This window comes from Sediminibacterium sp. FW305-C-269 (assembly GCF_058231045.1).
Genome location: NZ_JBIQXQ010000001.1, coordinates 1 through 19,233 on the forward strand (window position 1 = coordinate 1; position 19,233 = coordinate 19,233).

Annotated in this window: 16 protein-coding genes and 1 pseudogene; 2 read left to right on the forward strand and 15 right to left on the reverse strand. The window is 47.8% G+C overall.

Features of this window, described 5'->3' with window-relative positions; translation table 11 throughout:
- The 5 genes and pseudogenes from ACH3Y6_RS00005 to spt all read right to left on the reverse strand — a co-directional run.
- A partial coding sequence (locus ACH3Y6_RS00005) for a DUF8696 domain-containing protein (protein WP_490834580.1) occupies nt 1–409 on the reverse strand: 409 nt, incomplete at its 3' end.
- A pseudogene (locus tag ACH3Y6_RS00010) lies at nt 410–6,319 on the reverse strand (beta strand repeat-containing protein); the annotation flags it as partial. It abuts the gene before it with no gap.
- Between the two features lie 383 nt (nt 6,320–6,702).
- Entirely contained in the window at nt 6,703–7,704 is a 1,002-nt protein-coding gene (locus ACH3Y6_RS00015; RefSeq protein WP_490833504.1) for an NAD-dependent epimerase/dehydratase family protein, read from the reverse strand.
- Nucleotides 7,705–7,712: 8 nt separating this feature from the next.
- A complete protein-coding gene (locus ACH3Y6_RS00020; RefSeq protein ID WP_490833505.1) occupies nt 7,713–8,834 on the reverse strand; it encodes a hypothetical protein in 1,122 nt (373 codons plus the stop codon).
- A gap of 54 nt (nt 8,835–8,888) precedes the next feature.
- Nucleotides 8,889–10,094: a serine palmitoyltransferase gene (gene spt / locus ACH3Y6_RS00025; RefSeq protein WP_490833506.1), complete on the reverse strand. Its 1,206-nt coding sequence runs from the start codon at nt 10,092–10,094 to the stop codon at nt 8,889–8,891.
- 368 nt (nt 10,095–10,462) lie between these two features.
- Between spt and ACH3Y6_RS00030 the strand changes: the two genes are divergently transcribed.
- Nucleotides 10,463–10,918 (forward strand): 6-pyruvoyl trahydropterin synthase family protein, encoded by a 456-nt coding sequence (locus ACH3Y6_RS00030; RefSeq protein ID WP_490833507.1) that lies wholly within the window; start codon nt 10,463–10,465, stop codon nt 10,916–10,918.
- Between the two features lie 22 nt (nt 10,919–10,940).
- Complete coding sequence (locus ACH3Y6_RS00035) at nt 10,941–11,384, forward strand: RrF2 family transcriptional regulator (protein WP_490833508.1); 444 nt, start codon at nt 10,941–10,943, stop codon at nt 11,382–11,384.
- Here the strand turns inward: ACH3Y6_RS00035 and ACH3Y6_RS00040 are convergent.
- The 10 genes from ACH3Y6_RS00040 to ACH3Y6_RS00085 all read right to left on the reverse strand — a co-directional run bounded on the left by ACH3Y6_RS00040 (nt 11,381) and on the right by ACH3Y6_RS00085 (nt 19,231).
- On the reverse strand, nt 11,381–13,384 hold the full coding sequence (locus ACH3Y6_RS00040; RefSeq protein WP_490833509.1) for a sensor histidine kinase: 2,004 nt from the start codon (nt 13,382–13,384) through the stop codon (nt 11,381–11,383). The genes ACH3Y6_RS00035 and ACH3Y6_RS00040 overlap by 4 nt on opposite strands.
- Nucleotides 13,385–13,538: 154 nt before the next feature.
- Nucleotides 13,539–13,970 carry an RrF2 family transcriptional regulator gene (locus ACH3Y6_RS00045; RefSeq protein WP_490833510.1) on the reverse strand — a complete coding sequence of 144 codons (432 nt, stop codon included), beginning with the start codon at nt 13,968–13,970 and terminating at the stop codon, nt 13,539–13,541.
- On the reverse strand, nt 13,971–14,297 hold the full coding sequence (locus tag ACH3Y6_RS00050; protein ID WP_490833511.1) for a metal-sulfur cluster assembly factor: 327 nt from the start codon (nt 14,295–14,297) through the stop codon (nt 13,971–13,973).
- Nucleotides 14,294–15,583 (reverse strand): cytochrome C oxidase subunit I, encoded by a 1,290-nt coding sequence (locus ACH3Y6_RS00055; RefSeq protein ID WP_490833512.1) that lies wholly within the window; start codon nt 15,581–15,583, stop codon nt 14,294–14,296. The genes ACH3Y6_RS00050 and ACH3Y6_RS00055 overlap by 4 nt, the downstream gene beginning before the upstream one ends.
- Nucleotide 15,584: 1 nt before the next feature.
- Nucleotides 15,585–16,403 carry a DUF2249 domain-containing protein gene (locus ACH3Y6_RS00060; RefSeq protein WP_490833513.1) on the reverse strand — a complete coding sequence of 273 codons (819 nt, stop codon included), beginning with the start codon at nt 16,401–16,403 and terminating at the stop codon, nt 15,585–15,587.
- A gap of 2 nt (nt 16,404–16,405) precedes the next feature.
- Nucleotides 16,406–16,867 carry a hypothetical protein gene (locus ACH3Y6_RS00065; RefSeq protein ID WP_490833514.1) on the reverse strand — a complete coding sequence of 154 codons (462 nt, stop codon included), beginning with the start codon at nt 16,865–16,867 and terminating at the stop codon, nt 16,406–16,408.
- 31 nt (nt 16,868–16,898) lie between these two features.
- Complete coding sequence (locus ACH3Y6_RS00070; protein ID WP_490833515.1) at nt 16,899–17,372, reverse strand: hemerythrin domain-containing protein; 474 nt, start codon at nt 17,370–17,372, stop codon at nt 16,899–16,901.
- A gap of 5 nt (nt 17,373–17,377) precedes the next feature.
- A complete protein-coding gene (ric, locus tag ACH3Y6_RS00075; protein ID WP_490833516.1) occupies nt 17,378–18,337 on the reverse strand; it encodes an iron-sulfur cluster repair di-iron protein in 960 nt (319 codons plus the stop codon).
- A gap of 169 nt (nt 18,338–18,506) precedes the next feature.
- The gene (locus ACH3Y6_RS00080; RefSeq protein WP_490833517.1) at nt 18,507–18,845 is read right to left on the reverse strand and encodes a 2Fe-2S iron-sulfur cluster-binding protein; all 339 of its coding nucleotides are present in this window, start codon (nt 18,843–18,845) and stop codon (nt 18,507–18,509) included.
- Complete coding sequence (locus ACH3Y6_RS00085; protein ID WP_490833518.1) at nt 18,842–19,231, reverse strand: group III truncated hemoglobin; 390 nt, start codon at nt 19,229–19,231, stop codon at nt 18,842–18,844. Before ACH3Y6_RS00085 ends, ACH3Y6_RS00080 begins: the two co-directional genes overlap by 4 nt.
- Nucleotides 19,232–19,233 lie beyond the last annotated feature (2 nt).

Here is a 19,233-nt window from a genome sequence, read left to right on the forward strand (position 1 = left end):
TAAAGCTGTTATTGTCACTTGATGACTGCCACTGAATCGTACCCGTATAGCCCGTCAATGTTAAGGTGTTAGAGTTCGAACCGGAACATACTGTCACTCCACCACCGCTGATCGTTCCAGCAACGCTGACCGCTGTAACGGTGATAGCTGTACTCGAGCTAACCGCTGAAGTACATACGCCACTGGTAACTACTGCCCGGTAGTAGGTTGTCGAAGTCAGATTTGTTGCTGCATAAGTTGCACCCGTCTGACCTACGATATTATTAAAGCTGTTATTGTCGCTTGACGATTGCCACTGGATCGCACCCGTATAACCAGTCAAGGTCAAGCTAGTATTGTTCGAGCCGGAACATACCGTTATACCACCGCCACTGATCGTTCCTGCAACGCTAAGCGCCGTAACTGTAATAGCCGTACTCGAGCTAACCGCTGAAGTACATACACCGCTGGTAACTACTACTCGGTAATACGTAGTAGCAGTCAGGTTCGTCGCTGTATAGCTTGCACCGGTTTCGCCTACAATATTATTGAAACTGTTATTGTCACTTTACGACTGCCACTGGATCGTACCCGTATAACCAGTCAAGGTCAAGTTAGTATTGTTCGAACCGGAACATACTGTTATACCACCACCACTAATCGTACCCGCAACACTAACCGCTGTAACGGTGATAGCCGTACTTGAGCTAATCGCAGAGGTACATACACCACTGGTTACTACTGCGCGATAATAAGTGGTAGCTGTTAAATTAGCAGCCGTATAGCTTGCTCCTGTCTGACCCGCTATATCACTGAAGCTATTATTATCACTTGAAGATTGCCACTGGATCGTACCCGTATAACCGGTCAGATTCAATGTGGTACTGTTCGAACCCGAACATACCGTTACTCCACCGCCACTGATCGTTCCAGCAACACTGACCGCTGTAACGGTAATGGCTGTACTTGAGCTGACTGCTGACGTACATACACCGCTGGTCACCACTGCACGGTAATAAGTCGTAGCAGTTAAGTTCGTTGCCGTATAACTTGCACCTATCTGGCCAGCAATATTATTGAAGCTATTATTATCGGTAGATGACTGCCACTGAATCGTACCGGTATATCCAGTCAAGGTCAAGGTAGTACTATTCGAACCGGAGCATACCGTCACACCACCGCCGCTGATCGTACCCGCAACGCTGGCTGCCGTAACCGTAATCGTACTGGAAGCTGCCGTATTTCCCTGGCAGGTCTCTGTATAGTTTACCGTAACCGTTTTACTCCCGGCCGTCAGCCATTTGATGGTGACCGTATTGCTACCGGTACCGGTACCTCCTGCACTGATGCTATAATCCGTATTCAATACGCCGGGCACCGTCCATATATAATTCGTCTTTCCCGATTGGGTGGTATAGGTCACATCCGAATTCACACAAACCGATCCCGATACCGTTGGCGAGAAAGTGGGGGTAGGTGGCACACAGCTGTTCACCGTTAAAGTTGCGGCATCCGTCGTTAACGTATTACAACTGTTGGATATCGTGGCCCTGAACTTATAGGTGGTCTGCGAAAATGTAGCAGCAGGAATGATCAGGGTAGAAGAATTTACACCCGAATACGTTGTATAATCTGTGATATCTGTATAACTCAATCCGCCATTGACACTGATTTGCCACTGGTAATCCGCTGTAGGACTATTCGCGATAGCTGTTGTGAACGAAGCCGTGGCACCTGAATTCACCGTAATATCTGTCGGCTGCGTAGCAATGTTGGGGGTAGCTTCCTCTATCAGGATCGCCGCCTCACTGGTAGTGGAACAGGCAGCACCACTGGTCACCGTATACCGGTAATAATTTCCTCCCAGTCCTGTGGTATTGGAGATGGACAAAGACGCAGTAGTTACTCCACTGTACACTCCCGTATTGGTAAGATCGGACCATGTGCCGCCACTGTTGGCAGATACCTGCCACTGATAAGTGGGACTCGAAGCATTACTGGTTGCCGTAATGGTTCTGGCAGCGCCTCCGCAGACAGCTGTTGGAGAACTGATGGCTGCCGTGGGTTTACTGTTGATAGTGACCGTGATGCCGGACGAGGCACTACCCTGGCAACCGCTTGCATTGGTGGCGTAGAGATAATAGGTACCTGACTGACTGACTGCCGTAGGTATCGCCACCAGGTTGGCGGCAACAGGGTTATTAGTCGAATACCAGCTATAGGTATTGGCGCCGGATGTATTGTTGTAGGCTGTCAGGTCTACCGTACCGGGCGCACAGGCAGCAGCCGTGGTACCTGAAACCGAAGCATTGGTAGGCGTATTGATGGTAACTGTTACAGCCGAAGAAGCTGTTCCGTAACAACTTCCGGTAGTAGCATAGGCATACAGGTAATAAGTACCGCTACCCACCGCCGTTGGTGTTGACACCAGGTTACCTGCCGACGGACCAGTCGATGCCGTATGCCATTCCAGGCTTACCCCATTCGCAGCCACTGGCTGAAGTGCCGTAAGATCGGCCGTTGCCGGGGCACAATAGCTCAATGAAGTTGCCGCAACTACCGGCGCGGTAATATCTGTTACAGAAAGGGTCAGTGTAGCATAACCGTTGCTGTAACAGCTTCCTGATTTGGCGAATACATAATACGTACGCGCTGTTGACACAGCGGTAGGACTAGCCACCAGGTATGCCGCATTCACTTCAGGTGCCGTATACCATTCCGTAGTACCACCTGAAGTGACGAGGGCAGTAAGATCAGTGCTGGTTCCGCTGCAGATCGTTTTAGTAGCAGTGCTTACGGTTGGTGTAGACGGGTTAGCTGTAACCGTGATGGTAGTAGTGGCGGTGCCCGTACATCCATTACCATCTGTTCCGGTTACCGTATAGGTACGTGTACTGGTGGCTGTGGCTATCACCACAGCGCCCGTGGTAGCAGACAATTCCGTAGCTGGACTCCAACTGTAGCTGACAGCACCCGATGCGGTCAAACTCACGGCAGTTCCGGCACATTGCGATGAGCCGGGCGTAACAGAAACCGAAGGTGTGCTGTTTACCGTGATCTTGAAACTGGCACTGGTAGAGCTGCAGCCACCACTGGTCACGATCCTCCGGTACCAGTAGGTCTGTGTTTGTGAAGAAGTGGTATAGTTGGTAGCGTTAGCGCCAACAATATCCGAAAAGCTGGTACCGTTGGTGGAGGACTGCCATTGATACGTATAAGTGCCATTTCCTCCCGAAGGGGTGGTGCCATTCAATACGGTAGCAGCTGCCGTGGTACAATAAGAAGTCACATCATTGCTGATCTGGTTACTGGCCAGTGGGGCATATACTTCCACGGTATTACTGGTGGTGGCAGAACAGCTTCCTTCTGTGGAGACCCTTTGATAGTAGGTCTTCACAGGCACCGTAGTGTTGGGCAAAGTATAATTCTGACTCACCGCACCCAGTATGTTCGAAAAAGAACTGTTATCCGTTGATTTCTGCCACTGATAGGTACCGCTGGTAGCAGAACCATTGATGGTCAGGTTGCTGACACCGTCGGTGCAACTGGTGGTCGGCGTCAAGGTATTGCTTGCCGCTGCTGATGCAATGTTGATCTGTAAAGGGCCGGCAGTGTATGAGCAACCGCCACCTCCACTTGTAGATAATGCGGCTTTAAAGAAATTATTGGTACCGCTGTTAAGATTACCCGTAGTATAGACAGAGCTGGTGGCCCCGGATATATTCGTATAAGTACCCGTTAAAGTAGGCGCCGATTGCCATTGGATGTTTACAGTTGAATTCAAGCCTCCGATAGACAATACAGCAGGTTCACCACTGCAGACAGTGGTTTTGATTGCAGTGGGCGTGGGTGCCGTACCGCTACCTTTGATATCATAGAGAAGAATATCGTAATTATAGGTACAGTTGGCATCCGCGATCGCCAAACGCAGATAACGCGGACCGCCATATCCTCCATTGGAATAGTTGCTGACCGCCAATGTATTCGACAATCCGGAAGCTGCTACTGTAAAGGTTACGGCCGAACCGCCCGAACCCACAGTTGTGGCGCCCGTACTCAAATTGGTATAAGGCCCCCCCTGCGCACTCGCATATTGCCAGGTGGCAGAACTGACAGATCCCGTTAATACGATCGGCAGTGTGAATGATGTGGTGGAAGAAGAACAAAAAGAATAGGTAGAACCCACATTGTTGGCTGCATCCACAGGTGCTGCTGCGATCGTTACGGTTGTAGCAGCAGTGGCACTGCAACCACTCGCATCCGTACCCACCACATAATAGGTAGTGGTAGCAGCAGGCGTAGCCACTACTGATGAGCCTGTTGTAGCAGATAAACCGCTGGCCGGATACCAGGAATAACTGGTTCCGCCGGTTGCGGTCAATGTTTTACTGGTGCCTGCACAAATCGTAGCACTGGTTGTAACAGAAATGGCAGGTGTGGTAACGGTAACAGTTACCGTACCCACCGATTGACAACCGGTAGCATTTTTAGAGGTTACCGTATAGGTTGTGGTAGCAGAAGGAGACGCTACTACGGAAGCTCCTGTTGTAGCAGATAAACCCGTAGCCGGACTCCAGGAATAGGTATTACCGCCTGAAGCGGTCAACGTAGTGGAATTGCCGTTACAGATATTGGCCGAAGCAGGTGTAATCACTAAACTGGGACCAGACACAGTGGTCAACGTAACACTGGCTGTTGCCGCACATCCCGTAGCATCTACTCCGGTAACCACATAAGTATAACTGGGGTTGGTGCCAACGGTAACGGTTGGAGTAATACCCGAAGCCACTGCCACACCTGAGAGTGTCCATGAATAAGAAGCCAGTCCCGCCGGAGAAGCCGTTAATGTAGCCGTACCTCCCGCACAAACCGTTCCATCACCTGCTGTTGCACCCATAACTGGCAGTGCTTTTACCGTAACACTGAAAGGAATCACAGTTGAAGCACAACCCGATACACTGTTGCTTACCACCAGGTTAAAATCATACACACCTGCCGGCGTATTGGAAGGGATGCTGATTGTTAAGGGCGAGGCAGACAAACTTCCATTGGTGATCGTTGTAAAACCGGGCACTGCCCGCACCCCTGCGCTAAGGGTATATTTATCCGGGTTACCGGCAGCGGTGTAAGAAAGCTGGAAACTGCCACTTCCCACACAGGATATGGCATTGGTTGGTGTAACCGTAGGCGCCGCATATACAGTAGCCGAAACATTCCCCGATAGAGACGCATTACTGCAATACGCATCAGAAACCGAAGTGATGGCATAGGTAGTGGTGCCCGAGGGACTTACAGAAAAGTAAAATGGACTTGACGCAATATTATTGACCGTAGTAGTGGTAGTGCTGCCTCCCGAAGGCGTAGTGGTATAAGTAATGCTCCAGGGACCTGTACCAGTCAGGTTCACGCCCATACTTCGGGTTCCCGTTCCGCACAAAGCAGCAGCACCGGAAAATACTGCAGTAGGTTTGAGCTTGGCGATCAATACAGCAGCGTCACTGTTGGTATTGCCACAGGTACCATCACCCAAGGCAACTGCACGGTATGATTTGCCATCATAACTGGCAGGATTGCTGATGGTCAAGGTATTGGATGTGGCACCGCTGTAATCTCCGCCATTACTGATATTGGTCCAGGTGCCACTGTTATTCACCTGCCATTGAATGCCCGAAGCCCCGTCTGCGGCCACCGTAAAACTGGCATTGCCGGTTCCGCATACGCTCTGACTTGACGGCTGAGTGGTAATGGTGGGTGCACAGGAAATAACAGGTTCAGTAGCAGTTCCATTCGACTGCAGATCGAACGTACAACGGAATACAGGTTTGTTGGTTTGCGGATCTGCAAACTCAAGTGTGATCTTTCCGGCAGGTGGTAAGTTCTGTACGTAAAAAGAATAACTCACATAATAATTCTGCCCAACAATTTCCGGCGGTGGAGGCGGACCAAATTTAACTGCGCTCAAAGTTCCACTATTGCTGCCACTGGCTGTGACCCAGGTACGGGTGATCACCGGCAGATTGGTAATGGTGGTTGCCGAAGACCATTTAAAATTGATATTACCAGTTTTGGTGGCAGGATCGAACGGTACATTCTGGTAACTGGTTCCCACCACATTGGCGGCAACGGGATTGTTCTGGTTATAACCAGGAAAATTACCCGGCGAGCGGCTGGCCTGACCATTACCATTACTTCTTTTATCGATCATCGGGCAGGAAGCAACGTCCAACGCCTGTGCAAAAACGGACGTTACGGAACACAGTGATACAAAAACAACCAGGAGAGCGCGAAGAAAGGATCTGTCAATGCGCTGGGTAGTGATTGTTGGGGGTACAACGCTCATTCGCAGTATCGTTTTATCAAACAGGTATACAAAACGAAGTTTTGCGTCCTATTAAATATGGTAAATCAGTTAGTGAATAGTAAATCCCGTCAACAAACCGCTATTTTTCGTCAGTTAAACAAAAAATAGACAGCATGGGATATACAATAACAAATAAACGATATTTTGTAGTTTTAATACTACTTTAATGTAAATATTTAATCATTTTAATGATATTTTAAGTAGTATAAATACTACTATTTATAAAAAATTGAATTTTATATACCAGGAACTTCTTTTCTGTTGAACAAATGACCGATAAAGGGGATCAAAGAAGTTGACAATTGACAGAACAGCCCGGATAGGTCAATATCCGGGCTGTCAGAGTTGTAATTGAATCGGAGTTATTTCAACAGATTTTTTCCACGATACCAGGCAATGGTATCTGACAAGCCGCTTTCCAGGTTGTGGTCAGGCCGGTAACCCAGGTTTTCCAGTTCGGCACAGCTGGCGGCCCAGTTACTGGCCCTGAATTCCTTTAAACGTTCCCGGTTGAGCAAAGGAACCTTACCGCGCAGATTGCCTACGGCTTCGGATAATACGGCCGCAAATACAGCGATCCAGGTAGGTACGGTGACCGCAATGGCCGAAACACCCAACTGCTGTTTGATGATGCGGTTCATTTCTGCGGTGGTATAATTGGTGAGATCGGATACCAGTACGTTCTGGCGGGTACGCTCCGATTCCATGGACAGGAATATGGCTTTTACCAGGTCTGCCACATGCACAAAACTCAGCAACTGCTCCCGGCTTCCCACATAAAGCTCCAGTTTCTGCTGTACCGTTTGCAATACAAACAGGAAATCCTTATCACGCGGCCCATACACTGCAGTGGGATTGATCACCAGAAAAGGGAAATCGGTGGTCTGATACAACAAATCCTCTGCCTCACGCTTGCTGCGGCCATAGGCGGTGATGGGGTTGGGTACCGATCGTGCCGTAATAGGCTCACTGCCCACACCCGGTCCAAAGGAAGCCAGGCTGCTGATGAACACGAATTTTTCTTTCAGCAACTGTTGCTGCTGCAAAGTGTTCACCAGGCGTTGGGTGCTGGCAACATTCACTTCGTAAAATTCTGAAAGATGGAGTGATTTGGTGATGCCCGCCGCATGTATCACATAATCGAAGGCACCATATTTTTCTGCCGTTTGCTGCAACGCCTGTTGCATGGCCACGCTATCCATCAGGTCCAGTTCCAGGAAATGGATGGAGGGATCTGTCAGGTATTGACGACTACTGGATGCCCGGATACCGGCAAATACACGATAGCCTTTCCGGATAGCTTCTTCCACTAAAAAACTTCCGATAAAACCACTGGCACCGGTGATCAGGATATTCTTTTGCATCCGGCGAATTATAAGTGTTTGATAAAACAGCGCCGCCGCTTATGCTGAACGGCTTCAAAGTGCTCCCAGATAGACTGCACTTTGGTATTCATCTCCAGCTCCGGATTGGTTTCTGCATAACGGATCCCGTTCCTGATATACGCCTTGTTCACTTCATACATCAGCAATGCATTCACTCCTTTTCCCTGCATGTCTTTACGGATTGCTACCAGGTACAGATCTGCCAGGTCATTTTTCTTCAAGGCTTTGAGAATATGCACAAAACCAAAAGGAAGCAGGCTGCCCTTTGCTTTCTGTAACGCTGCCGATAACGATGGCATGGTAACACCAAATGCCACCAGTTTACCTTCCTTATCCAGGATCAGCGGAACAAAATCAGGGCGTATGAAAGAGAAATACTGTTTGGTATAATACTGGATCTGCTTTTCTGTTAAAGGAACCACGCCATACAGATCTGCATAAGCTTCATTGATCAGCTCAAAAATAGCCGGTGCATAGGGCAGGATGTCTTTAGCGCTCTTGGCCTTCAATATCCGTAAACCAAGACGTCGTTCTACCACGCTGGCCATTTTCTCCATCTTCTCAGGTATCACTTCCGGTACTTTTACCAGGTACTCTATCCAGTCGGCATCTTTGGAATAACCCAGTTGTTCCATGAACTGCGGGTAATATGGATGGTTGTAGATGGTGGCAAGGGTTCCCAGTTTATCAAAGCCTTCCACCAGCATGCCTTCATGGTCCAGGTCGGTGAAACCCATGGGACCATGTACAGCTGTCATGCCTTTTTCCTTTGCCCATTTTTCTACTTCGCCGATGAGACTGGCTGCTATTTCAGGATCATTCTCAAAATCCACCCAGCCGAAACGCATGTATCGTTTGTCCCATTTTTCGATGAATGCATGGTTGATGATGGCAGCGATCCTTCCTACCGGTTTCCCGTTCCTGTAAGCCAGCCAGTAGCGGGCTTCACAATAATCGAATGCAGGATTCTTATCCTTGCGCAATGTAGCTTTCTCATCGAAGTGGAGCGGGGGTACAAAACAGGGATTCCCCCTGTACAGACTAAGGGGGAATCGTATAAAATCGTCAAGCTCTTTTTTAGTGGTAACCTCTTTTACAGTGATGCTCATGGGCATGATTTAGGCATGATCAGGAATGTGTATGGCCAGCCTCACTCCATAGGATCATGAATGTTTCATTTCAAGCACATGGAGCTCGTTGGCTACTTTTTCGATCTTACCCAGCGCCTCGTTCAGCTGTTCACGTGTGTGTGTGGCCATGATCGATAAACGGATCAGGGAAGCATCACTTTTCACAGCCGGCGATACTACCGGGTTTACAAATATACCTTCTTCGTACAAACGCTGGTTAAAGCGGAAAGTAAGTTCATTATCGCGGATATACACCGGTATGATCGGTGTTTTGGATGTGTTGATATCAAAACCCAACTCCTGCAGGGAGCTGGCCATATAGTTGGTATTCTCCCACAAAGCATCCAGTCTTTCAGGTTCATTCTGAATGATCTCCAGGGCGGCCATGGCAGCTGCCACAGCAGACGGCGGTACACTGGCGCTGAAGATCATCGGACGTGCATTGTGTTTCAGGTAGTTGATCATTTCTTTGGTAGTAGCAATAAAACCACCTACAGATGCCAATGACTTACTGAAAGTTCCCATGATCAGGTCTGATTCTTCGGTGAGGCCGAAATGATTGGAAGTACCCTTTCCCTTGTCGCCGATCACACCCAATGCATGGGCATCATCCACCATCACCAATGCATGGTACTGGTTGGCCAGACGGGTAATTTCAGGAAGGTTACAGATATCTCCTTCCATGCTGAAGATACCATCCACCACGATCATTTTCACCGTATCGGTAGGCACTTTGCTCAATACCCGCTCCAGGTCGTTCATATCATTGTGTGCGAACTTCAATACTTTGGAGAATGACAAGCGGCTGCCTTCAATAATAGATGCATGGTCCAGCTCATCCAGGATGATCACCCCTGTTCTTCCTGTAAAAGTAGCCACAGTACCCAAATTGGCCTGGAAACCGGTGGTAAACATCAATGCGGCTTCTTTGCCCACATGGTCGGCCAGTTTCTCTTCCAGCTCAATATGCAGTTTGGAGGTACCATTTAAAAAACGTGAACCCGAGCAGCAGCTTCCATACTGCTGGATCGCTTTTTTAGCGGCTTCGGTAACTTTCGGGTGATTGGTTAACCCCATGTAACTATTCGAACCAAACATCAGGATCCTCCTGCCGTCGATCTTTACCTCTGTATCATGGTTCTCTTCAATGGGCCTGAAATAAGGATACATACCTGCTTTCTTCAACTGATCGGGGAGTGTAAAAGCCTGTAACTTTTCCTGTAAACTTTTTTGTATCATAGTTCAATATCTGGGGGTGATAATTTAATCCGGTTATCCTGTACAGGTAGTGCCGGGTTACCAATTTGTTAACTAAACGGGGCGTTGCTGCCTGACTTGACCCATTTTCAGTACCTGCGTTTTGAAAAGGTCGATGTAATAACTACATCGCCAGATCGTACAGGATTGCAAGATAAAGAGAAAACGCTGTACCAAGCCCATTGAAAACCATCCGGATGAACTGAATGACGGTCTACGCAGTCCCTTTCGGGCCGGTCGGTTTTTCTCCATAAAGTAGATTTATGCCGCAAATATAATAATAAAGGATAGTTTTGCCTTTATTTATTTGCTCTAAACTGCCATTTAGGCACTCTCAATGATACTCAATTATGCTTCAGCTTACTAAAATCTTCCATTTTGAAATGGCACATGCCATTTTTGGATACGAAGGCCCCTGTAAACATATTCATGGTCATTCCTATGAATTGCATATAGGGATTACCGGACTGAATGATGGTTCCGACTATATTCCCCAACCCGGCTTCGAAGTGGACTTTAAGGATATCAAACACCTGGTAGCGACGGAAGTGATCAGTTATTTTGATCATAAGCTGGTATTGTCACGTGATTTTCTGGCAGCCCATCCGGCGCTTGTCACCCAGGACAACCTGGTTACCTGGGAAGTGGAGCCTTCTGCGGAGAACCTGTTGATATTTATTGCAAAAAAAATTAAAAACAGGGTGCCTGCCAACGCCCGGTTATCGTACATGAAATTGTATGAGACCAGCAATTCCTATGCAGAATGGATAAATCAGGATAATTTTATACCGGCCATTCCACGCTGAGAAAATGCACTAAACCATTCACATGTTTTCAAAAGCTACCGAATACGCCCTCAGGGCTACCATATTCATTGCGCAGAAAGGATCCGAAGTGGCCAAACTGGGCATCGATGAGATCGCGCAGGCGATCGACTCGCCCAAATCCTTCACCGCCAAGATCCTGCAACTGCTGAGTCGCGACAACCATATCGTAAGTTCGGTGCGTGGCCCTAATGGCGGATTTTATCTGACAGAAAAAGCCAAACAATTACCCATAAGGATGATCCTGCAGGCCATGGGTGAAGAAGAAAGGCTGGAAAAATGTGTCATGGGATTGAAACAGTGTTCCGAAACACAGCCCTGCCCCATGCACCTGCAATTCAAACCAATACGTAAACAGTTGAAAGACCTGTTTGAGAGTAAGTCCATACAGGAATTTGCCGCTGAAATCAAAGATGGTGTCATCTTTATCAACAACAACCCGCGTTAAGCGATCTTGCTTTCCTCAACCAGTGGCAGGGTAAAAATGGCTTTGGTACCCACATTGATCTCGCTCTCCAGCTTTATGGAACCATTGTGCAGCTCCATGAACTGTTTGGCTACAACCAGTCCCAGGCCAGAACCGCGATAGCTGATGGTATTGCTGGCGCGGTAAAACGATTTGAATACTTTCTCCAGTTCATCTGCAGGGATACCGATGCCGTAATCCTGTATACAGATCTCCAGGTTATCTTCCGTATAACGGATGTACAGTTCCGGATCTTTTGACCCTTCCGAATAATTGAAAGCATTTGAAATCAGGTTGGTCAGTACATGCGTAAACAACAGTTCATCAATCACTACTTTTCGTTGCGAGGGTGTTTCATGTATGTGGATCATACGCCCATCCGCCCGGTTCGAGAAGTACGTGTTCACCACCGAATGGATCAGCGGCGAAATAGAAACAACGGTTTGGTTAAACTTGATCTGGCGCGCATCATACCTGCCTACCAGCAAGATATTGTTCATCAGCTCGGTCATACGGCTGATCTCGTTCTTGATCTGTTCGGTAGACTTGGCGATCCTGTACAGCAGGCTGCCTTCCAGGCTTTTTACCATGATCTCTATGAGTTCAATATTGGTAAAGATCACGGTTAACGGTGTTCTGAACTGGTGTGAAGCAACCGATACAAAACTGGCTTTCAGTTCTGCCAGTTCCTTTTCTTTTTCTTCTGCCAGTTTTTTATCGTGTATATCAATGATACTACCGGAGATAAAATATTCTTCGTCCTGCGGAATACCATTCTCTTTCATGATCACATGTACCCATCGCCACTGGCCATTCTTCTGCTGCAAACGAGCTTCAAATGAAATGGAGACCTGTTTACCCGATTTCAGGGTTACCAGGTTCTCCCGGACTTCTGCCGCATCTTCGGGTACAAAAAAGGATTCGATGGACCGCGACAGGGATTCAGCAGGAAGATAGCCCGAAATATCTTCCCAGTAAAGATTGAGGAAGGTGAGCGTATTATTGCTATTGAGCCTGAATACCACTTCACCCAGGCTGTTCAGCAGTTTATTGAAATCGTTACGTTGCATTTCGAGGGTTTCCTGCTGGTGTTTCAGCTCGGTGATATTGAGATGCGAGCCCACCATATAAACCGGTTTACCTTCGGCATTCCATTTGGCGACCCCGGAGCCCCTGATCCATACATAGTACCCCTTCTTATGCAATAGTCTGAATTCCGTAGTATAGGTTGCTGTTTCCTTGTTCAGATAAGCCTGCAATGTGGGCTCTACCACACCATAATCATCCGGATGCATCAGGTTCTTCCAGTTCTCATACGTATGTTCGAATTCATGGTGTGTATACCCGATCATCTCCATGAAGATAGCGGAGAAAGAAAGCCTGTTGTTCTCAATATCCCATTCCCACAATCCCTGCTGCGAAGCCTGTACCGACATATCAAACCTTTCTATCGATAAAGCATGTTCGGCTTCCGCCCTTTCCCTGCCCAAACGGAGTCCTATATTATGTGCTACCGCTTTTAACGCGTTTACCTCTGTTAGTTCCCATTTTCTTTCATCGGTACAATTGTCGTAGCCCATCCATCCCCAGAAGTCATCTTTCTGGAAAATGGGCACAAAAAGGTAGGTAAAAATGCCCTGGCTTTCCATCACCTCCTTGAAAAACTGGTCCTCCGATTCCCTTACCAGACCGTAAATGGTTTTACCGGTCGACAGTCCATCATATAAACCCGGAAACATATCATAACTCACATTACTCAATACAGGGTTTCCCAACTGTACTTCCACACCTTCTTTACACCATTCTTGTGTATAGAACAGACGAAGATCACCGTCCACCAGGTTATTGGTAAAAATATAACATCGGTCAACACCGGTAGAAGAGCCCAGAGTAGCTACTACAGTTTGTAGCGAATTGTGCAGATCATCCGTTTCCAATAAAGCACTATTTGCTTTGGATATGCCGGAGAGAAGGTTTTCCATAATGATAGAATAGGGCAAATAAACAATACCGCCTGCAAAGGTATTCACAGATATTACTTAAAAATATAAGATAATCGTCGAATTACATAGGAGAATAATCTAGCTCCAAAAACTAAATAATTGATTATCAGTAAGAATAAGCTGGCCAGGTATATCAGCCGATCAGGTAGGTCAGACCGTCCGTAACGGTCTCGCAAAGGTCTTTGATCTTTTTCTGCTGGCAGAGCAGTTTAAACTGGTCGCGGATGGTTTTGTAATCGGCATGTATGGGACAGGGATGTGTAGCAGAGCACTTGCTCAGGCCAAGGCCGCATTGTTCGAATACTTCCTTACCATCAATGGCATCAATCACCGAAAGAATGGGCTGGTTCATTTGCCTGGCAGTAATAAAAAAACCACCGGTAGGTCCTTTGGCACTGTTGATCACTTCTTCCTTCACCAGCACCTGCAATAGCTTACCTACGGTATGTTCGCTGGCATCAATGTATTCTGCGATCTCTTTGATACCCGCTTTTTCATCCGAGCTGAACCTGGAAGCCAGGTATATAACGGCTTTAATGGCCGTTTTACAGGTTAGACTAAGCATTTATCTTTCATTTAAAAATTCACGCCCTTCCTCCGAGATCCTTTCATGGGTCCAGGGTGGGTCAAAACTAAGGGTCACCGTAATATCTTCTCCCGGAAATGTTTCCTGCAAAGCGGTACGGGCTGCATCGGTGATGGATTCTCCCATAGGACAGAACTGCGTGGTCAGTGTCATGGTACAATAGACTTTCTTAGCCGCTTCATCAAAATCTATCTGGTAGATCAGTCCGAGATCCACCACGTTCAGTCCGATCTCCGGATCCACCACGTTCTGCAAAGCTGCCAATGCCACCGTGGCCCTAAGCGTATTGTTGGAGATCACGTTCATGTTGTAACAGGTTTATGCAGCAGCAGTTGTAACACGTTCCAGTTATACAGAACGGAACAGATGATGAGCAATACTGCCGCCAGCTGCAAAGTAAACACATGACCGGCAACAATACCGGCAGTGAATAAAACAAAACCCAGCAGGTAGGCAATACCCATCCATTGGAATAGCCCATTACTGAACAGGTCTTTCGGATTGGGCGTTTTGCCTTTGCCAGCGAGGTGATGATAGACTTTGTTCCAGACAATAAACGGTAAGGTCTTAAAAGTCATACCCAGGATAATGGCCGTGATCCATCCAAAAAAAATGATGAACCCATATGCAATGGCCAGCCTGGTCTGGGCTTTGTCCGTAACCAGCAGCACCGCCACGATCACCACCAAAAATACCACCGGCAATACCATCATGGCTACCGACAACAGCGACAGCCGCATCTGCTCATCCACTTTTTTACGGATACGTTGCCGGTAGGCTTTGTAACAGAAGTTACCGAATAACACAATACCCGATGCCACCAACAATACCGGCAGCAATAACAAAGACCTGTTACCGGAATACAGGAACACATACATGAACAATAATAATCCGCTATTGATACAACCATAGATCCACCAGAGTTGGCGATCGTTACCGTATTTTGAGATCAGGAACATGGGAATCAGCCTTGAACCCACACCGGTCACCAGCAACAGAAACCAACCCACGATGCCAAAATGCGCATGCAGCGCCAGGTAGTCGAGCGAGTTGCGCGACAGAATAGGCTGCGTAAAATTATGCAGCAGCAACAACCCTACCGTGGCCGTGGTCAATAACCACAATGCCGATGTAAAAATGAATACGGCGTGTACATTCTCTTTTTTGCTTTGCAGCATGCTCACTGCCAGGTTTACCAGGTACAACACGATGGCCAGTACCACCAGGCAACCACCCCATTGTGCAGGCCATCCCATATCGAATACATAAAAACCATAGGATAACAGGGGAATACCCAATGCCGCCAGCACAAAAGAAAGCAGTGCCAGCGTATCACTATACAGTTTTCCTTCAATCAGCACAGGCACCAGTTGGTGACTGGCTCCCAGGATGATCATGGTGCCCCAGCCCAATGCCATGATATGCACAATGGCCAAAGTATGCGGCAGGAAATAATGTTCGGTGATACTGTTGGCCGACAATAACAGGAGTACCGTTGCCACCAGGAAAGCGATGGCCGCATACAGGTAAAACGGCAGTACCACTTTGTGAGAAGTGGTGGCAGTGGCAGTATCTCCGGTAGTGGCAAACATATCAGTCTTTATAGATCAGCAGGTTCACATCCCCTTCAGCGATCTCTTTGATGCGATAGCTCAGCTTCCGCTCCTCCAGTTCGGGTAACAGGAAAACGGGGATGCGTTTATGATGTACGAACAGCGCTTTGTTGTCTGGCAGATCTTCCAATGCTTCCAGTATGGTATGCATGGGTAAAGGCATTTCCAGCGCACGCACGTCGATGCTGATCAGCCTGTCCTTGTAACGGTTCCATACTTCCTCCCAATCACCCGAAGCAGCTGGCGCTACCGGAGCTGTGAACAGGGCCGTATCCACCTTCCTGTAAAAATAGGCATGCACCAGTTCCGGACCAATGGTATCCACGAACGAAACAAAACCCTGTTTGCCCAGTAAATGCAACAGGGGCGTGGGTTCAAAACTGTTGATGATCCTGAGCACCTGGCCCGTTTCCAGCGAATTCACTTTACTGATGATCACATGCAGCGGATCCTTGCCGGTTTCGATCACCGGCCGCACATCCAGGTCAACCAGCTGATCGGCCGGCAGTTTTGCCAGGAAATCCGGCAATGGTTTTGCTGATGCAGCGGGCTCTTCGGCAACTGCGGCCACGGAAACATCCGCCTGAAATCCAAGCGGACGCAGCTTCGCAAAAAAATCATCGATGCTGCAGCCTCCTACTTTCGCCGCCATGGCAATACTGGTCCTGCCCGCCATCACTTTGCGGAGGATAGGGTTACGCAGTTTATTGAACTTGGCAGATAAACTGATGATCGCTTCCAACGCATCGGGATTGGCTTTCAGCAACTCTGCTATACGGGTATTGGCGTTGATGGTCATGGCTACATAAAATATTGGGTAAACAGATCCAGGTGTTTCTCTATATCCGCAAGTATGGCAGAAGCTTTCTCAGCGGTATCCGCCTGCTTGAGCGTTTTTACTTTTTCCATCAGCGGCTCCAGCCACTGGTGTAACGCATCGTGATCGGGCCCCTGCATGGTACATTCTTTTACCATTTTATTGAGCCCTTCCTGCAAAGCAGCCGCGGTCTGCAGGTAATTGACGGTCTTCGCTGTTTTGGCATCTGTGATCGTTCGCTGCAGTAAGGTCACGTTCACGCGGGTGGTCGAATCGGCCTGCCATTTGGCGCCGTTGTTCAAAGCCAGCCCTTCGGCATGTTCCGCATGTTGTTCCTGCGTGGTTGCCACGCTGTCTGCCGGAGCATTCTCTTTTCGGTCATTGACTGATCGACAGGCCAGCAGCATACCCGTCGATAACAATACCAGGAATACATATTTCATCATTGATGGATTTGGTGAAAAATTTTCAGAAAGATCATAACCAGAAACTATCCTTCCATTGTTCTTCTATCTCCTTGCTGTTATTCGATATCCTGTTTTCAATATCCTGCAACTCCGCTTCCGGAATATGTTGCTGCAGGTGATTGAACAAAGAACGTTCCTCAAAACGGATATGCTGTTCCAATGCATCCGCCAAACGGGTAAGCAGGGCGGTATCGGTTGGCTGTTGACCGATGTCTTTTACCAACCCATAAACGGCAGCATGTTCTTTTTCGGCCTGCACACGCAAAACGTCTGTTTCAGGCAAACGGGAAAACAGCAATTGTTCCTCATCGGAAAAATGTTTATTCAGATCCGCTTCAAAAAAGAACCGGACGTAACCGGCAATACGTTCCGGCGCAACAGCCTTCTGCAGACCCTGACGTATTTTCCATACCAGCAGCAAGCCGAAATGGTGGTCTTTGGAAAAAGACACCATGGCCTGGTGGCGTTTAATAGGATTTGGCATTGTAGTTAGTTTAAACGTTTTTCAATATCCAGTGCTTTCGGGAAAAGGATATTATTTTCCAGGTGTATGTGGAGGTGCAGGTCTTCTTCAAACTCGTCCAGCATGCGGAACAATAAACTATAACTCGCACAAGCATCTTCCGGTAAAGTGTAATCGTTCGAGAGTACCCTGATCTCCGCCAGGTTCTTACCCACGATCTCGTGCTCCATTTCCATCATATTGATCGGGTTCTGCACCGTACCAAAATGGGAAGCCTGTAACAGCTGTGTTCCATTGGTAGCGGCTACCAGTTCTTTTATGTATGGGAACAGCACTTTTTCTTCCTTCACCAGGTGCGCTGTCAGCTCCGCATAAATCTCTTCCACCAGCTGGTTGATGCGTAACAGCTCAGCGTGCCGTGATCCATGCACTTTCATTACCTTGTTCGCATACGCTTTGATATCAGGCAGGTTCTTCCGCACATAACTGTGGTGCGTATTAACAATATAATCCGCCAGAAAATCCAGGCTCCAATCACCATAAGGCAACGGCCGCGATGCGGGTAAAGCATCTGCCTGCTGTAACTCCTTCTCCACTTTGGTTACATCCAATCCTTTTTCGGCGCAGGCTTCTTTCACCGTTTTCTTTCCACCACAGCAAAAATCAAGTCCATACTTTTTAAATACCTGCGCTTTACGCAGATCCTTAGCGACAATCTCGCCCAGTGTTTCATCGTTCTCTCCGGTAACCCTTTTTGAGATCCTTACTTTCCACCACTCCGGTCCTTCTTCCAGGTATTCCCAGATAAAAATATTACCCCTTTCGCCCAGTAACTGGTAATACAGCGGTTTGGGATCGTGGTCATTGTGAATGGTCAGGCTCTCCCCTTCCGCCAACAGGTCAAAACGCGCAAAAATGGTGGGGTGTTTTTGTTTGGGTTCCAGTAAAGTTACATTCAGGATGTTCTCAGCTATGGTAGTCTGCATATAAAATTGTTTTAAATGATTTGATAGGTCAAAGGTAGTGAGCCCGATCCAATAAAAGTATTTATTTACTTTTATTATTTATTGAATTTACCCTTTGGTGACAATCGTCAGGGTCAAAGTTCTTAACACATTATAACAGAGGGACGTAGATAACAGACAAGAGATAAAATCAACAGGCATCATCTATGATCTCGATCAGTTTCTCATTCAATTCAGGGGTAATAGGTATCTGACAGGCCAAACGGATAGACGGATCCGTAATACCTGATCTGTTCAGCGTTGCCTGCTCGTTACGTGCAAGGTTAGTAAGTGGAGGTTCTTTACCAGATAATTTCACTACACAGGTGGCACAACGGCCCATGCCACCGCACTCACCGAAATTTTCAAGATAACAATGATTATTCAGCAACACCATCAGGTTGCGGTAACCATGGGTGCGGGTACGCACCAGTGTATCGTCACCGTCCTGACGGATAGTGAACTGTATGACTGTAGCATCATGGCTCATATCAGGCTTTTGTTTCCGGATGAACGATGGTAGTCGATCCTTCGCTCAAACAGTTCGGCCATGCGGGCAGCACGCCATTTGGCCTCTTCGTTCTTATCGCCTGAGAACAATTCGTCTGCCGTACTGGTAAACAATTGCAGCCATTGTTCAAAATGCTGGTGATCTACCGGCAGTTGCGCATGCGGCGGAAATGGTGCACCATCATATGTGTGTTCGTCCAGCAGCACTGTTTGCCAGAACCCATACATTTTCGCAAGATGGGCGGGCCATCGGTCCTGTATACGTTCCTCGAAGATGGGACCCAATAAGGCATCGTTCCTGACACGTTCATAAAACCGGTCTACCAGTAATTTTACATCATCCAGGGCGAGTATATCTTTCTTCATGG

Coding starts and splice junctions, on each gene's coding strand:
- ACH3Y6_RS00015 (WP_490833504.1), bottom strand. CDS start 7,704: ATGCAAAAGAATATCCTGATCACCGGTGCCAGTGGTTTTATCGGAAGT.
- ACH3Y6_RS00020 (WP_490833505.1), bottom strand. CDS start 8,834: ATGAGCATCACTGTAAAAGAGGTTACCACTAAAAAAGAGCTTGACGAT.
- spt (WP_490833506.1), bottom strand. CDS start 10,094: ATGATACAAAAAAGTTTACAGGAAAAGTTACAGGCTTTTACACTCCCC.
- ACH3Y6_RS00030 (WP_490833507.1), top strand. CDS start 10,463: ATGCTTCAGCTTACTAAAATCTTCCATTTTGAAATGGCACATGCCATT.
- ACH3Y6_RS00035 (WP_490833508.1), top strand. CDS start 10,941: ATGTTTTCAAAAGCTACCGAATACGCCCTCAGGGCTACCATATTCATT.
- ACH3Y6_RS00040 (WP_490833509.1), bottom strand. CDS start 13,384: ATGGAAAACCTTCTCTCCGGCATATCCAAAGCAAATAGTGCTTTATTG.
- ACH3Y6_RS00045 (WP_490833510.1), bottom strand. CDS start 13,970: ATGCTTAGTCTAACCTGTAAAACGGCCATTAAAGCCGTTATATACCTG.
- ACH3Y6_RS00050 (WP_490833511.1), bottom strand. CDS start 14,297: ATGAACGTGATCTCCAACAATACGCTTAGGGCCACGGTGGCATTGGCA.
- ACH3Y6_RS00055 (WP_490833512.1), bottom strand. CDS start 15,583: ATGTTTGCCACTACCGGAGATACTGCCACTGCCACCACTTCTCACAAA.
- ACH3Y6_RS00060 (WP_490833513.1), bottom strand. CDS start 16,403: ATGACCATCAACGCCAATACCCGTATAGCAGAGTTGCTGAAAGCCAAT.
- ACH3Y6_RS00065 (WP_490833514.1), bottom strand. CDS start 16,867: ATGATGAAATATGTATTCCTGGTATTGTTATCGACGGGTATGCTGCTG.
- ACH3Y6_RS00070 (WP_490833515.1), bottom strand. CDS start 17,372: ATGCCAAATCCTATTAAACGCCACCAGGCCATGGTGTCTTTTTCCAAA.
- ric (WP_490833516.1), bottom strand. CDS start 18,337: ATGCAGACTACCATAGCTGAGAACATCCTGAATGTAACTTTACTGGAA.
- ACH3Y6_RS00080 (WP_490833517.1), bottom strand. CDS start 18,845: ATGAGCCATGATGCTACAGTCATACAGTTCACTATCCGTCAGGACGGT.
- ACH3Y6_RS00085 (WP_490833518.1), bottom strand. CDS start 19,231: ATGAAGAAAGATATACTCGCCCTGGATGATGTAAAATTACTGGTAGAC.